Genomic DNA, 15,008 nt, shown 5'->3' with positions numbered 1-15,008 from the left:
ACCTCAATATTTTTTGGTTATATTTAACCACAAGCAACACCTTATACCGGAATAATTGCATTTCAGATTACGCCAAATATTTAAAACTTACAATCATATTCATTTTCTATTATCTTAATTTGTGAATCAAGATCGTAGCCACTAATCATGATTTTAGATTTCATATTTTCTCTATCGCACTTTTCCAAATTAGAAACAAGTGCCTTACTCCATGAATCTATATCATTTTCAACCCATACTACTCTTTTGGTAATCTCCGCTTCTTTAGGTACAGTAGCATTAACCAAACATTTTAAACCACTACACTGGGCTTCAATTAATACAATTCCCAATCCTTCAAATCTGCTAGTCATTGTCATAAGATCAAAAGCCTGATATAACTCATTTGTATCATTTCTTAACCCCAATAGTATTACTTTATCAGTTAAACCCAACTCCTGTATCTGTTGCTCTATAGCCTTTCTAAAATCCCCCTCGCCAACAATTATCAACTTTGTTTTACCTACTTGAGAATAATTAGATTTTCTTCCCCGTTCAAGCATATCCGCATAAGCACTAATAAGCATTCCCTGATTCTTTTGATAACATAGCCTCCCAACATTTCCTATCACAAATTCATCATCTGCTATTTCAAGTTCGTTACGCACTTTTCTTCTAATTTCTTCGTTGTATAAAAATTTGTCTACATCTATGGCATTTTTCATTATCTTTATTCTATCTTTTGGTATTTGCTCTCCAAATAACCAATCTGCAGCATCAGAAGAACACGCCCAAAAATCTGTCGCCATATCTTCAGAAAACTGTTTCTTTATTTCCTCATGAATAATAGTCTCTTGCCTTCTTATCTCCTGATCATTATTATCACATCTAGTACAATGAGAATGAACAATGACTTTTTTTATTCTCCTTTTTTTACATATATCTTCTACTATAAAATTCTTCCATTGCTTTGTGTGCAAGTGTACTACATCATATCCGTTATCCAAAATTGCATTGAACTCTCTTCTGAATTGCTGCTCATTCTCCGTAGGATAACAAGACAAATAGAAAATTCGAGCACCTGTCTTTTCAACCTCATCAGCAAAGGTTAGTCCTTTACTCATAGTAGCAAAATCGCAATGAAACCTTTCTTTATCCATTCGATACCAATTATCTAATGCATAATGGGTAATCCCTCCATATGAATTAGCGATAGGAAATTGCAAAACTCTTATTTTATCCATTGAATCAAATCTCTTTTTCTAAATAATATTCTTCATCACTTAGTTACTACTAAAGTACCATTTGCATCACAAAGCGGTACTTTACACATTTTTATATCATTATCGGTTTCATAGCGATCAACAGCTTTTTCAACCCCCAAAAGATCGCTAGAATAGTCATGAATAAAGATATAACCCCCTTTTTCTAGTCTTGGGTAGAAATACACAAGACCTTGATAAATAGACTCCTCAAAGTCTGCATCTAGTGATACAAAAGCAAATTTCTCTTCAAGTTGTCCTAGTGATTCCGGAAAGAATCCCTGTTTAATAACCACAGAATCGAGGTTAGTCATACGATCTAAGACTATACTAATATCTGTTTTTTTATATGCTTCAATAAAAGATTCGCTACAATTACCTTTTTTCTTTTCATCTAGTGCCTCATTTGCATTAAATCCCGCAAACGTATCAAACAAGTACAAGGTCTTATCTGGAAACGCAGCATTTATGAATTGAGCAAATTCACCTCGGAACACTCCAAGCTCTGCTACTGCTCCACCTATTTTCCTTTTGCGAATCTCTTTTACTGCCAGCTCAAAGCACTTTATGCGCACATAATCTGTTCGCATGTATCCTTGAAGCATATCTCGTCTTTCACAATTTTCAAGGAATAAATCTCCATATGCCTCTACACCTCGTACTATCTTATAGCGATCCATTACTACTTTTGCATATTCTTCGCCTACAACAGCTTTCACAAATTCATAATCAATATTTACATCATCAATTTTGCAATTATTATATAGACAAATAACTTTATTACGATCTATTTTTATTTCTTTACACTGCTCAAGTATCTGATCTGAATAGAGATTACATACAAGTATGGCATCATAATTCATGGAAGCCACCTCTAATGGTGTATATACTGGTTTTCCCATGTATTCTTTCTTTGATGCATCATTATCAACAAATCCTGTAATACGATTTAGTGGAATGTGCCTATCTACAACTTTGCCTGTTAAGCGTCCTGTTCCCCAAATATAAATGTTCATGTTATAAATCCTCTCTAGATTAATAATATTTATTCTAATCACAGCATCTCTGATATCATATTTGATTTCTTTTCTCTTTTCATAAATTTCATCCTCAACTTTATCAATTGACACTTTGGAATAATAGATTTTTCTTTCCTTTGAAGTACAATAAATCCATAATTCAATGTAAACATTCTATTCTGCTACGTTTTAACTATTTTCATTTCATATACTTCTAAAATTTTACTCAAACTGATTTGATTGCTATACTTTTATTTATCATAAACTTTCAACAATAACTGTATTATTTTGCTTTTGGTGTAAATATTAGTACTATAAACTATAATATTATTGCATGTCCTCTATCCTGTCTGCCAGCCTCTCACTCGCCTTCCCGTTAAAAACAAGTCCTATTTTTTCATGAAACTCATCAAGTCCAGCTTCGTAACTACTTCTATCGAATCCATCTCATTATTATTCGTAGCTATTGGGAACGGGAATATCAGATCCATATCTGGATGCGCTGCTTTATTATTGGTTACATGGTCATGGGGATCAGTTGTCAGATTCCAATACAAACTCCCTCTGTCGTTCGAGTACTTGCTAATATCATCCGCATATATGAAGGATGGTATTTTTGCAAATCCTGCTTCAAATACTGCACTGGAATAATCCGTTATATAGGCATCCATTCCGGCAAGAATCTCATAAAAATCATCCGCCTGGCTTTCATCAATAATTCTGCACTGAAGCCTTTCATCCTTGTAATACAGTGCTCCATTAAGCATATCGCAAACAAAACAGCCATGTTACTAGATCTATATCTGAGAAATGAGCATTCCTAATGAATCTCAACTGCCCCATATGTTTCAATGTCCCAAGGCTCATCCTTTGTCTTCTTGTAAATCCTTACATATCCATAATCAGCATCCAACATGGACATTGTTTTTATCGTACCATGATCCCCATATTTCTTCACTATATTTATAGTGCTTCTATCCTTTTTAGGACGCGATCCAACTACATAAACAGATGATGATTCTTTTGCAATTTTTTCAACCATCTCATCAGTAGGCAAGTTGCTCGGATTATACCGTGTAATAATAGATATCGGTCTATCAACAATACGTCCCCACACACTTCCGTTGTAACCGTTTTGACTTCCATGATGCGGTATTTTAAAAACATGACATTTAGCATCATTAAAGTTGTCGCAAATTGATTCCCAGCCATCTTGAGAATTTTCCATATCCCCACCGAGCAATATAGCATCAATACATGTTTTGATATACGCAACTATTGATATCTTATTTTCTTCAAGCGAAATATGAGTTTTCCTTTGTCCTTTTGTTGGTATCGATATCGAATCCAAAAATTTTGTATACTGATTATCATTTGGTGATAGCGCTTTTAAACATACCTCTGGATCACCTATCTCCTTTTGAAACAAATTCCTATCAGAAATGGCATATACCCTATTCCCACTCTTTTTCTTAATAAGCCGTAGTACCTTTAGAAATTCACTAGTGATTCCAATAGTTTCATCCGCATTAAATAAAACATACTCTGTGAAACGGGTATCATTATATGCGATAGGGAGACAAACTGACAATCCATCACTATGCTGCTCAATTATTTCACTTATACCTTTCACATGATCGGTATCCCAATGCGAGCATATGACTCCAACAATGTCCTCAATATCATATCCTTTATCAGAAAAATACTTCAAGGCTATGGGTTGCATGGATTTATGCTCAATAAATGAATCAATAACAATCCATTTTTCATTTACTCGGACTAATATTGCTTCGCCATATCCTTTTCCAAATACTATTATTTCGAGCATATTACATTCCATCATTAAGTAAGTTATAAAGTTCCATCGCCCTTTTCTCTTTCAGTTCAATTTCTCTTTGAGTCCATCTAGAATTATTCCTAAAATGTATACATGAAACATTTGTTACTGTTCCATTGCGATATTGCTTTCCATATATATATATAATGCGTCTTCCAACCTCAACAAATGCCTTTTGCTCTTCTGATAAATCATCTAACGAAAACACTACATCTCGAGAAATGCCATCATCCGTCGATACTAAAATTGCTGAAAAAGTATGTTCCGCATAGTTAACACTCGCAATGGTTCCCAGAAGCTTTTTTTCTTTCTCAAAATGCTCAAAAATCACCTTTTCGCTCACAAAAAATGACTCTTCTTCACTCTGTTCTTCGTACTTTTTCTCTGTCGAATCGTAATCATGATCCAATGAAATATTAGATTTAATTTCATCAAAACAATAAGACGCAAAAGAATCCGCAACCTTATTATCCTCATTAAATGAACTAATGTATATGTTCTTGTTAGATCTATTCAAAAGTCTTGATATTGTTTTACTTGCCATCAGCAAGAACCTCCTCTAGAAGTTTCTGCGCTATATAATCTGCATAATTTGCAAAATCAACATATTGTTCACCAATACAATCATTAACATCCAAAATATCAAATGATTCCTTCGTATCCACATCAAAATGAAAATTAAAATTAAAAAAAACTGCGTGTGTAAAAATAGCAGATGATTCCAATTTGACATTTATGACACCAAAGTCTGTTTGTTTACGCATGGTAATAGAAGCCAAACCATTAGTCGTTTCTGTAGTATCCTTATCACCTTCAAACAAAGTGTGCCAATACTGTTTAGGCGCAATAACATCGCCGAAAGTTTTAAAATTCTCCATTGATTCAAGATCAACGTGAAAAGAAAAATTAATACCGAATTTTTTTATCAGAACAGAGTCAAGTTTTTCCTGAATGCGATCAAAAGTATCTAACATAATCTCAAACGGCTCCTTCTTTGCAATAATAGTAAACCTCTTTTCTTCTATATTAAATGCCAAATTCTCCGTTTCAAAAACAGTCAAATGATCAGAAATTATTGTTTTGCCCATTTCCTTGATAGCATTAAATTCTTCATCATTTAAAATTTCACAATGTTTGAACCAATATGGTTGAAACATCATTGGAGAAAAATCCCCAATAAGGACAATTGAGGACGAATAGAACTTTCTATTTTTCTCTACACTTATCATCTAATCCTTTTAGCTCACCTTTCTAGACATATCAAATATCCTATCCAACACCGCATGATTGAATAAAAAGCACTTACTTTCAAAAAAGAGATTCTAAACCATCTCACCAAGACTCCTTAAGCGAAACGTAAAAATTTAGAATCTCTCTTATTCTTTATTCAAATAATTTGTACAATGCATCTTCACCCAAGAAAGAGAAAACTAATGGTGTACAATCCTCTATATCTATTTTCTCTTCATCCTCAGGAAGTAAGTAATCCTCCGAATGGACAAATCCAAATTTTGTATACAAGTCCAACCCATCATCATTTGAATTAAGTGTGACCGCACAGAACCCAATTGTAGATGTTGCTATGTAAAATAATTCTTGCATCAATGCCTGAAACACTTTGTAGCTATATCTAACTCCGTCAATATCTACAGCCTCGTCCCCTCTAAGAGCTTTAGCTACCGCAAACAATCTGATTTCAGCACATGAAAGATACTTCTTTTTATCTAAATTCTTGCCAAGTAATCCGGTTGCGTTAATTGAAGCATAGCCATATATTTTTGATATGTTCCCATCAGCATTTTCATCACTATCTACAGCAACATAAGTTGTGGCATAGCCATTGGCCATCCAATCAAGAGCATTTTCTTTTAAGAATGAATTATATGTATCCGTCCCACAATCAAATTCCTGTATCACAGTTTTAAGCGTCTTGTCTATAGGAATAAATTCAAAAATCATTTGCTATTTCTTCTTTCAAAAAGAGCATCCAGTCTTTTTTTATCTAATACTTGTGCTTCTTTCTTTATCCGCTTCCAATCGCTTTTGCTTGGTGCACTTCTTGAAAGCATTTCAAAAAATTCCTTCGATTTCTCGGGATTGATTGTATATGCTTTATTCTGCAACATAAATATCACCTCCAAGCCACTGCTTCTGCAGTAACCACATACTTATCTAATTTTATTTTAACCATTTCTTATAGGATTAACCATTAAAAATATATGAATTTTAGAATAAATAGGACAAAAAATCAAGAATTGTCCTTGTTTTTAAAACTTTTATTCATTTCAAGTTAATCATTTCTTCAATCCTATCCGCCAGCTTCTGACTCGCATTCCCTTCAAATATAAGCCCGATGGTTTTGTGGAATATGTCGAGTCCATCTTCATAGTTTGTTTTGTCAAAACTCTGTATCAATTTCTCCAACTCATCATTGTCTGTAGCAATGGGAAACGGGAATACCAGATCCATATTCGGATGCGCTGTTTTATTATTTGTTACATGGTCATGCGGATCTGACGTAAGATTCCAGTAAAGGCTACCTCTGTCATGCGAGTATTTCTCCATGTCGTCTGCATATACAAATGATGGGATTTTCGCAAACCCAGCTTCAAAGATTGCACTTGAATAATCAGTTATATATGCATCCATTCCGGCTAATAGTTCATAAAAATCATCTGCCTGGCTCTCGTCTATGATACGATCCTTTAATTCCTCATCTTTGTATTCTTTAAAGGTTGGAGCAAGTTGAGGATGAACCCTTACGCAGATATACCAGTCACCTCCAAACTTGCTTTCAAGATTGGCAATAAGGCGCCTAAAGTCAATTGTCCATACTTCCGAATATACAGAACGTACTCCGTTTTTAGCACCTTCTCTGAAAGTCGGCGCAAACATTAAGACTTTTGCATCTTCCGGAAGGCCATGTCTTTTCCTGAATTTCAGCTTCTGCTCTGTTCTGTCTCCATAGAGGACGTCGCATCTTGGAGCTCCGGTTTTCAGCATATGTCCATGATATACCAGAGCCTTATCAAAGCACTGCTCACACCATTTAGAATCAATTATAAGCTCATCTATCATGTCGGAATCGTTCTTGCTGACAATATATGCCATCTTGGAGAATCCTGCTCCTCTAAGGAGTCCTGTGCACTTAATTCCGACAGTATAATGATTGACGTTAATATAATACTGTCTTTTTCTCTTAACTGTACCCAGGGGCTTTCTGTAATTGTCGATCCATATTTTGGATCTGGTAAGCCAATAAGCCCTGCTCCAGAGAGAAGAATTTCTTACTTTTTTGATATAATCCGGAAATTCTTTTTCCCAGGATTCATCATTAACAAGCCATACGAATTTGTATTTGGGATTTCTTCTGTGAAGTTCCTCTGCTATATATTTAGGGTTACACCCAAATCCACCTTTTCCTTCAAAGGTGCATAGGCTTATTAGGTTTTTATCTATAGGGAATATTCGGCAGAGGTAGAATGCTAAGCTCTGACATTTTCCCTTGAGTATTCGCTTTTTAATGTAGGTTTTTTCTTTCATTTACTTACAAATAATTCCAATTGTACTATTCTTTTATAACTTTATTCATAATCCAGCCCGTCTCAACATCATAGCTCAATTTCTTTATAATCTCTAATGTTTTTTATCCCGTCAGCATAGGAGAAATCAATCCCAATTCCTACTAATGACTTCCCTTTTTCTTTTTCAATCAGATATTTCTGTGCGTATTTCATATCATATATCTGCTCGATTGCTTTCTCTGGCGACTTATCCAATTTGCATTCTATGATATAAATATTGTTGGCTGCCCTCATGACAGCATCTATTCTACCTATATTGGTAACACACTCAGATTCAACATCCATTCCACACATTTTGAATATCAAATAAATCATTGACTGATAATATTTTTCATGTTTCACCTGAATATTGTATGGAATTCCCGCTATAAGACTTTTTAATAAATCCATCATCTTCGCTACATTACCAATCGCTGCTGCCTGCTGAATCATGATAGACACAGAATTAATCTCTTGAACTCCCTGCCCTACATAAATTGAAGCAAGCTCCATTTCAAACGACATCTGAACTTCATAATTCGGATACACAAGCTTATAGGCAGTTGTAGGAATTCCCTCTATCCTTTCACCAAATGTCAGATAACCGCTCTGGAACAATAGCTGAATAAGCATCTGTGTATTAAGTTCATCTCCAGACAATGTAGTTACGTCAAATGAACTGTATGACACCTCTGTAAAAAAAGCATTTTCAATATCTTCTACAGACAATTTTTGTTTTTTTGCCTGTTCAACCAGCATTGTAGGCGTAGCTGTTGCATACCAGTAATTTCTATACTCACAGTTATTATTAAAAAACTGTCCTATAGAAACAGGATTATAGACCTTTTCATCTTTAAATGTAAATTTAAAACCATCGTACCAGTATGCCAGCTTTGACTTCAATTCCTCTTTTGTGCAACCTGTTTTCTTTGCCCCATCATCCAAATATTCTGCAAAATACCTATCGAGCTCGTCATTCGTATAACCAACCATTCCAGCATAATCTGTTTTTCTGCTTATATCATCCAGATTATTGAGTTTGCTAAAAATGGAAACCTGGCTTAACCTTGTTATTCCTGTAAGGAATACAAATCTTTCCATACTTTCATAGCCATTAATCATCTGATAAAAAGCTTCCATCATAATTCTTATTTCATGGACTCTTTTTCCCTCTTCAACATTATTAGTAATAGGTCTGTCATATTCATCTATCAAAATGACAACACCTTTCCCATATTTGTTATATAATCCCTTTATCAGTTCACCAAATAACAGAGCCGGGCTACTTCCTTTTATTGAAATCTCATTCTTATCCGCGATTTCCCTGAGTTCTCTATTTATCCAATCCTCTAATTTCTTTTTATTTGTACTATCACTTCTTCCAAAATCCAGATGAATGATAGGATATTCCTCAAAACTATAATCTGTACCATAAATATAGAGCCCTTTAAAAAGCTCCTTTTCCCCAGAAAAAATCGCCTCTAATATACTTACAGTCAGGCTTTTTCCAAATCTTCTTGGACGAGAAAAGAAATACTGCCCAAAAGGTTCTCTGACCATATTGTAAATATATTCAGTTTTATCAACATATACATAATCTGCTTCTATAAGATTTTTGAATGTCGATATTGTTGTGTTTATTGGTTTCATGACACCCCCACAAAATTCTCGTCGTCGCCCTGCTGGGGTAATTACTTATAACCGCGTCCACCCCAAGCTCAGCACATAGTCTCATCTGGTTCTGTCTATCTTCTCGTCATGGATGACTACAAGGTGTCCGCAGTATTTACATCTCGCTCTTCTTAATTGCCCCGACTCTTTTTCTCCACTTGAGGAATCTGTCCATGATGTCCGCAATTGCTTCGGAATCTTCCTTGGTGAGTTTGAATTCACCCTTGTCGAAACCGTTTATGGCGGACACAAAGTCGCTCAGCTCATAGCGAAGGCCGTCTCCGAGGAATTTGGTGTAGACCTTCTCGTTTTGCTGGAAGTCCTCGTAGCAGATCTCGAATTCCGTGGTCTTCCACCAGGGTGCAGGCACAAAGATGTAGCCCTTGGTTCCTGAGATGAGAAGGTGTCCATCGGATTTAACCTTGAGTCCTGTCTTGGAGGTCGCCATGGCGTTGTCATAACGGAAAAAGGCCTTGGCATACACATCCACACCGTTAGGGGCGGAGTAATATTCGAATCTCACGCCTTTGTAGTTAGGCCCGAGGATCTTCACGATGGGAAGGAGTGTGTAGCTTCCGAATTCGGTAAAGCTTCCGCCGTATACTGTGTCCTTCATCTCGCGAACTGTGTCTGGAGTAAGTCTTGTAAAGCAGGATTCAACGTCTCTGATCTCACCTATTACTCCGGTCTCTACGAGGCTAAGGAGTCTAATGAATCCGGGTGCGTAGGCTGTTTTTATGGCTTCCATGAGGATGAGGTGCTTTTCAGCTGCAAGGTTATAGAGCTCCTCTGCCTGTGCCTTCTGAATGACCATGGGTTTCTCACAAAGGACGTGTTTGCCGTGCTCTAAGGCATTTTTGATATATTGATAGTGAGTCTCGTGCGGTGTCGCGATGTTGACTGCATCTACGCTGTTGTAAAATTCTTCTTCGTCATCTGTGAATATACCGAGCTCATGACGCTCTGCGTAGGATCTGGCGCTTTCGATATGCGGATTATATACAGCATTGACGTCGAGTCCGCTTACATACTTGGCTTCAGGGATGAATCTATCAGCAATTCTGCCGGTGCCCATTATTCCCATTCGGACGATTTCGTAGTTCCTAGCCCTTTTCTGGGTGCTGGATACGCCTTTAGTTCTCTCAAGGTATACGACATCGCAGTATTTCTTGAGGTATTCGAACTGACCGAGCCAGTCGCTTCCTATGGCGAAGACGTCTATGTGGTATTTCTGGATGTCTTCTATTTTTTGGCCGACGTGGTCCTCAACTATGATTTCATCGGCAAAGCCGGTTTTCCTGACGTCATCTATACGCTCCATGAGGGAGTTTACTATGTTGAGCTTGCCTCTGGTGGCATCGTAGCTCTCGGTGGTTACACCCACGATAAGGTAGTCTCCTAGGGCCTTGGCTCTCTGGAGTATGCGGTAGTGTCCTTCATGGAACAGGTCAAATGATCCGTATGTAATAACTTTTTTCAACTTGTCAGTCCTCTCATTGATTATTTCTGGATTTGGACCAGATCTGTGCATTTATTCGCTCTTCAGCAAAAAGTGTCTGATTAACTACGTTCAGGTCCTCTGCAAAGAGGTAGTAGTCGTCTATTCCCATCTCCTGAAGCTGCTTGGCAATCTCCGGGTAGTAGATATTACAAATGATAACTCGCAGCTTATCCTTAGGGATTTCAAGGAGCTTATCGGGGCCACAGACAAGTAGTCCGTCCACAAATCTTCCCCAGGTCTTAACACCGTTATCCACCAGGAATGCGGGTCTGTGGTTTCTATGTCTCCCAAGGTAGGTTCCTGCCATATTTCCGGCTCCAAAGAGTACCAGGGTCTTGTCTTCTACACCCTTGAACATATCCATCATTCTGTGCTGGTATTCACGGAAAGGTACCTTCGGATCAAAAACACCGAGGTGCTTGGGCTTTCTCTGGCTCTCAGGGATAAGCTCGTTGTAATCTCCGTAGTACATCTGGAGAATCCTGTCATAGCCTATAGGGGCTTTTACTTTGAGGTCCTCGAATTCCAACTCTACTGTCTCTTTGAAGTCGTTTGCAAAGTAGACTCTGTAGCCGTTAGGATTGAATGAATTTGTAAAGGGGAAGAGGAGTCTGCCCTCTTCTTTAGGGCACATGGTGCAGGCATCTTTGTATCCCTTAAGGAGTCCCTCTCTGCCCTGCTTTTTCACATAAAAGTGATATATTAATTTCTGTTTACTTGTCAGCTGTTGAAATTCAAGAACTGTCTCACCGTAGGTCTGTGTCTTGCAAAGTCTCTTGTATCTGGCGATGAGGCGGATCTGTTCGCGTCGCCTTGCCTCGTCCTCAAGTACGTAGTCGAGACACAGGATATCGATCCAGATACCCCAGTTACTGCGTCTAGTCAGGTCTAAGACTTCAGCTCCGGTGGTGTTATTATCACGGATTCTCATCTTGCCGCCCATAAAAGTGCCGGAATCCGTGTGGTCATTCTGTAAGAAGTATCTGCCCATTTCGGCTTTATCAAGCTCTGACTGGGCTATTTCCATAAATTTATCATAGTCTGCTCTGGGCATCGCTACGTCGATATCGTCATCCCAGGGAATAAAGCCCTTGTGCCTTACTGCTCCAAGAAGGGTTCCTGCCCAGATATAATAAGTCAGGCCATGTCTGTCGCATATGTCGATGAAGATGCGGAGCATGTTAAGCTCTGCAGCCCAGATGCCTCTGACTCTGTCGGTTATGATGTATTCTTCTGTCTCTTCAATTTCTTCGGAATTTATATTTTCCATCTCTGCCATTGGGATGTAATCTCTCCAAACCTTGTCATTTTCGTGCATTATATTATATCATAGATTATTAGATTATTTCAGTACTTAGGTACTTATTGATTTTCACCTTTGAGGTGGGGTCTGAAGGGAGCTTTTATGAGTACAAAGCCTAAATACTTTGTTTTTCTGGGATATGGCGGAGAGAACTCCATCCATCCCCTTTTTGATTATTTTGTGAGTAAGGGTGCTTCTGCTATTTTGGTGGATGATCACAGGATTCCTTATGAGCGGGATGAGATGGTTACCCGCCTGGATGAGCTCTCCAAGGTATATTCCATTACTCTTATCACATCATCCCATCTGTGGTTTGATTCCAAGACCTATGAGTTTTCCAATCACCATCCGGATCCTAATATTATTGCTCCCTTGGAGTTTCTTGATAAATTCCATCCTGACATGACGGTTTATTATCCTCATGATATGGGTGTTTTCATGCATGAGAGTGAGATTCCGTTTATTGATCAGTTTGATCTGGTGCTTGTTCCCTACAGGAATAATATGTATTACAAGCTTCGTAAGACCTGCAAGCAGGTAGAGGTTGTGGGCTGGATCAAGAAGAGACAAGAGACTTCCGTACCCACAGGGCTTGGCGGATGTAAGCCTGTATTTTTCCCAAGTAATGTGCCTAATTTCTATAACAAGCTTGGAGTAGAGGGGTTCGCGCAGTGGTTTCGCGATAATATAGGTCCTGATATTCCTATCAAGATGGCCTTTGGTGATAATGGGATTATGCCGATTCTGTCTCAGGAGGGCTATACCTTCCTGGATTCCTCAGTTACTGTGTATGATGCTATTTCCTCCCACAATATGGTTATAGGAAGCGGTAATTCTTCCATTATCTTCGAGTCTGCTTACAGCGGGATTCCTACAGTGGCGCTGCTTGATGGTATTATGCCGGATGAGGAGAATTTGAAGGAATTAAAGGGTATTCCCGGGGTTTATCCGCTTCATCCTGAGGAGCTGAAGGAATTTATCCGTGCGGTTGATGCAGGTGAGCAGGAGCTTCATGCAGGCCCCAATGTGCTTATTCCATTTGAGTTTGAGAGAGTGTGGGAGATGCTGAATAATTAATTGAAGGAGTTTAGAGATGTCCGAGACAAAGGATTTCAATTATCTATTAAATACTGATATATATTCAAGCGATTCTGATTTTGTTGTTGCATGTTACAAGGATTTACTTGGCAGAGTACCTGGTCTTAATGAGCTGTTTCATGCTGACAATCTGCTATCAGAAGGAATGGCAAGGAAACTATATCTTTCCTCTGTTGCGCTCTCTCCCGAATGCCAGGAACGCTGCGAGAGTATTGGGCTACAGATCGCAAATATAGAGGAATTTCGTGATCTTCATAAGGCGCCCGGTTTTATTGAGCGTCTTGGCAGGAAGATTTCGCCGGAAGAGGATTCGAAACCTGTTTCTAAGCCTTTAGAATTCCGTTTTGAATATCCCTGCGATGCAGAGTATCCTGTACCGGAGATATCACCTTTTGATGCAGAGTTTTCTGCACTGAATAATTGCCAGATGGATGCTTTGAGACAGTATCTTGAGGGGAAATATAAATGTGGTGGTGCAGGTGATGATAATGGCTCTGGTAATGCTTCTGATGATGAAGATTCTGCCGCTCCTGTGAATGCTCATATCGGGGATTTTGCCGGAGAGATGATGCCAGGTTCCAAAGCAATGTATGATATCCTCTCCGATGTTGATGAAGTTGATACTTATGATAATGTGCTTATCACATCTCCTTCGGATATACACTTTACACTTTACGAAGAGGAACTGAGCAGAACAGCTAAGTCTATCCGCGACTCTCTTCTCTTCACTATGCCTGTATTACCGGGATCAGATGCTCCTGTCTCTGTAGTATTTGACAAACACTGGAGGGGTTTTGATCCCACAGGAATTTATTGTGAGAGATATTCGACAGGCGGAGAGACTGCTGCCATTTATCTAATGAATAATACTGACGATACTGTAAGGGCTCGTGTTAGCTTTAAGATTATAAGCTATATCGATGCCGAGCTCGTGATAGCTCAGGCACAGAATAATGTTGATGTCATTCTGGATAAGCCTTCTGTTGAGGTTTGCCTTGATCTTATCCTACTGCCCGGTTATAACCCTGTTACTTTCTCCTATATAGGAGTGCCTTATAGGTCTGAGGTTACAGGAGGAGAGGCTGTGAGATTTGCCATAAGAGATCTGGAGGTTACAACCAATTCCTGGACTCTCAGCGGTGCCGATGCCTACAAACTTGACGCCATGACACATGGTGACGGCTATTATAGTCACCTTATGAGTGACAGATCCATCAGATTCAAGCTCCACGAGCATGGCTTCTTTGAAGTTAAGGCTGTCAGATTCTATGATGATTACAGTGTTGTAGAGGAAGATACCACCAGATATCTTGAATTCAGATATGGAGATCTTGATACTAACTACCAAGTACATAAAGCAGCTCCTGATACAAGTAAAGGAGCTTCAAGAGCTTCTGTAAGATTATATATTGCTAAGAGAACGGGAACCATCGAGTGATGGTTCCCGTTCTCTTAGGCAATTTCATTTTGACTTTTTCGGGTATATTTTGATTCAGGTAGAAACATATATTCAGTTCCTTGGAGGAGGCCGGGGTATGGGGCAGTGCCCCATAATAATCCTTCCGGATTCTGATGACATAATGAAGTGACTTTCCTGCGTACAATGAATGTCCGATAACGGATATCCATGGCTCATATCCAGTTCCCCGTTATCGGCACAGCCTGTATACGCAGGAAAGCAAGTCAGTCAAGGGAACCGTGGAATAAACCGTGGCACATCCTATGTGCGAGGATTTATGCCGCGAAAGTCCCTTGACTGACGAGGAACGGAATGA

At 38.5% G+C, this 15,008-nt stretch carries 14 protein-coding genes; 2 read left to right on the top strand and 12 right to left on the bottom strand.

Annotated elements, in window-relative coordinates; all coding sequences use genetic code 11:
* Positions 1 to 80: 80 nt before the first annotated feature.
* The 12 genes from BMW61_RS14405 to BMW61_RS14355 all read right to left on the bottom strand — a co-directional run bounded on the left by BMW61_RS14405 (position 81) and on the right by BMW61_RS14355 (position 12,111).
* Positions 81 to 1,223 (bottom strand): glycosyltransferase, encoded by a 1,143-nt coding sequence (locus tag BMW61_RS14405; protein WP_091823243.1) that lies wholly within the window; start codon positions 1,221 to 1,223, stop codon positions 81 to 83.
* Between the two features lie 35 nt (positions 1,224 to 1,258).
* Positions 1,259 to 2,257 (bottom strand): TylF/MycF/NovP-related O-methyltransferase, encoded by a 999-nt coding sequence (locus tag BMW61_RS14400; RefSeq protein ID WP_175475225.1) that lies wholly within the window; start codon positions 2,255 to 2,257, stop codon positions 1,259 to 1,261.
* A gap of 392 nt (positions 2,258 to 2,649) precedes the next feature.
* Entirely contained in the window at positions 2,650 to 3,027 is a 378-nt protein-coding gene (locus BMW61_RS14395) for a CDP-glycerol glycerophosphotransferase family protein (protein ID WP_091823237.1), read from the bottom strand.
* A 53-nt stretch (positions 3,028 to 3,080) separates the two neighbouring features.
* Positions 3,081 to 4,088 (bottom strand): MBL fold metallo-hydrolase, encoded by a 1,008-nt coding sequence (locus BMW61_RS14390; RefSeq protein WP_175475224.1) that lies wholly within the window; start codon positions 4,086 to 4,088, stop codon positions 3,081 to 3,083.
* Position 4,089: 1 nt separating this feature from the next.
* Positions 4,090 to 4,641 carry a hypothetical protein gene (locus BMW61_RS14385; protein WP_091823232.1) on the bottom strand — a complete coding sequence of 184 codons (552 nt, stop codon included), beginning with the start codon at positions 4,639 to 4,641 and terminating at the stop codon, positions 4,090 to 4,092.
* Positions 4,631 to 5,326, bottom strand: a complete 696-nt coding sequence (locus tag BMW61_RS14380; RefSeq protein ID WP_139176341.1) for a hypothetical protein — start codon at positions 5,324 to 5,326, stop codon at positions 4,631 to 4,633. The genes BMW61_RS14385 and BMW61_RS14380 overlap by 11 nt, the downstream gene beginning before the upstream one ends.
* A 154-nt stretch (positions 5,327 to 5,480) precedes the next feature.
* On the bottom strand, positions 5,481 to 6,056 hold the full coding sequence (locus tag BMW61_RS14375; protein WP_091823227.1) for a hypothetical protein: 576 nt from the start codon (positions 6,054 to 6,056) through the stop codon (positions 5,481 to 5,483).
* Positions 6,053 to 6,223 (bottom strand): hypothetical protein, encoded by a 171-nt coding sequence (locus tag BMW61_RS21990; protein ID WP_175475223.1) that lies wholly within the window; start codon positions 6,221 to 6,223, stop codon positions 6,053 to 6,055. The genes BMW61_RS14375 and BMW61_RS21990 overlap by 4 nt, the downstream gene beginning before the upstream one ends.
* Before the next feature lie 154 nt (positions 6,224 to 6,377).
* Complete coding sequence (locus BMW61_RS14370) at positions 6,378 to 7,640, bottom strand: CDP-glycerol glycerophosphotransferase family protein (RefSeq protein ID WP_091823224.1); 1,263 nt, start codon at positions 7,638 to 7,640, stop codon at positions 6,378 to 6,380.
* A gap of 68 nt (positions 7,641 to 7,708) precedes the next feature.
* Positions 7,709 to 9,310, bottom strand: a complete 1,602-nt coding sequence (locus BMW61_RS14365; RefSeq protein ID WP_091823222.1) for an AAA family ATPase — start codon at positions 9,308 to 9,310, stop codon at positions 7,709 to 7,711.
* Positions 9,311 to 9,446: 136 nt separating this feature from the next.
* On the bottom strand, positions 9,447 to 10,811 hold the full coding sequence (locus tag BMW61_RS14360) for a Gfo/Idh/MocA family oxidoreductase (RefSeq protein ID WP_091823341.1): 1,365 nt from the start codon (positions 10,809 to 10,811) through the stop codon (positions 9,447 to 9,449).
* Positions 10,812 to 10,824: 13 nt separating this feature from the next.
* Positions 10,825 to 12,111, bottom strand: coding sequence for a LicD family protein (locus BMW61_RS14355; RefSeq protein WP_175475222.1), 1,287 nt, complete (start codon positions 12,109 to 12,111; stop codon positions 10,825 to 10,827).
* A gap of 126 nt (positions 12,112 to 12,237) precedes the next feature.
* On the opposite strand from BMW61_RS14355, the gene BMW61_RS14350 reads away from it, so the two are divergent.
* Both BMW61_RS14350 and BMW61_RS14345 read left to right on the top strand, forming a co-directional pair.
* Positions 12,238 to 13,212, top strand: a complete 975-nt coding sequence (locus tag BMW61_RS14350; RefSeq protein ID WP_091823216.1) for a hypothetical protein — start codon at positions 12,238 to 12,240, stop codon at positions 13,210 to 13,212.
* Positions 13,213 to 13,228: 16 nt separating this feature from the next.
* A complete protein-coding gene (locus tag BMW61_RS14345) occupies positions 13,229 to 14,671 on the top strand; it encodes a hypothetical protein (protein WP_091823213.1) in 1,443 nt (480 codons plus the stop codon).
* The last annotated feature ends 337 nt before the right edge of the window (positions 14,672 to 15,008 follow it).

This window comes from Butyrivibrio sp. ob235, from assembly GCF_900109475.1.
Taxonomy (GTDB): Bacteria; Bacillota; Clostridia; order Lachnospirales; family Lachnospiraceae; genus Butyrivibrio.
The sequence above is the reverse complement of the archived record's forward strand: the minus strand, read 5'-3'. Positions and strand labels throughout refer to the sequence as shown.

What these genes read in the sequence shown, in the direction of transcription:
- BMW61_RS14355 (WP_175475222.1), bottom strand. Translation starts at nt 12,111, where the DNA reads ATGGCAGAGATGGAAAATATAAATTCCGAAGAAATTGAAGAGACAGAA.
- BMW61_RS14370 (WP_091823224.1), bottom strand. Translation starts at nt 7,640, where the DNA reads ATGAAAGAAAAAACCTACATTAAAAAGCGAATACTCAAGGGAAAATGT.
- BMW61_RS14400 (WP_175475225.1), bottom strand. Translation starts at nt 2,257, where the DNA reads ATGAACATTTATATTTGGGGAACAGGACGCTTAACAGGCAAAGTTGTA.
- BMW61_RS14375 (WP_091823227.1), bottom strand. Translation starts at nt 6,056, where the DNA reads ATGATTTTTGAATTTATTCCTATAGACAAGACGCTTAAAACTGTGATA.
- BMW61_RS14395 (WP_091823237.1), bottom strand. Translation starts at nt 3,027, where the DNA reads ATGCTTAATGGAGCACTGTATTACAAGGATGAAAGGCTTCAGTGCAGA.
- BMW61_RS14350 (WP_091823216.1), top strand. Translation starts at nt 12,238, where the DNA reads ATGAGTACAAAGCCTAAATACTTTGTTTTTCTGGGATATGGCGGAGAG.
- BMW61_RS14380 (WP_139176341.1), bottom strand. Translation starts at nt 5,326, where the DNA reads ATGATAAGTGTAGAGAAAAATAGAAAGTTCTATTCGTCCTCAATTGTC.
- BMW61_RS21990 (WP_175475223.1), bottom strand. Translation starts at nt 6,223, where the DNA reads ATGTTGCAGAATAAAGCATATACAATCAATCCCGAGAAATCGAAGGAA.
- BMW61_RS14390 (WP_175475224.1), bottom strand. Translation starts at nt 4,088, where the DNA reads ATGCTCGAAATAATAGTATTTGGAAAAGGATATGGCGAAGCAATATTA.
- BMW61_RS14345 (WP_091823213.1), top strand. Translation starts at nt 13,229, where the DNA reads ATGTCCGAGACAAAGGATTTCAATTATCTATTAAATACTGATATATAT.
- BMW61_RS14405 (WP_091823243.1), bottom strand. Translation starts at nt 1,223, where the DNA reads ATGGATAAAATAAGAGTTTTGCAATTTCCTATCGCTAATTCATATGGA.
- BMW61_RS14365 (WP_091823222.1), bottom strand. Translation starts at nt 9,310, where the DNA reads ATGAAACCAATAAACACAACAATATCGACATTCAAAAATCTTATAGAA.
- BMW61_RS14385 (WP_091823232.1), bottom strand. Translation starts at nt 4,641, where the DNA reads ATGGCAAGTAAAACAATATCAAGACTTTTGAATAGATCTAACAAGAAC.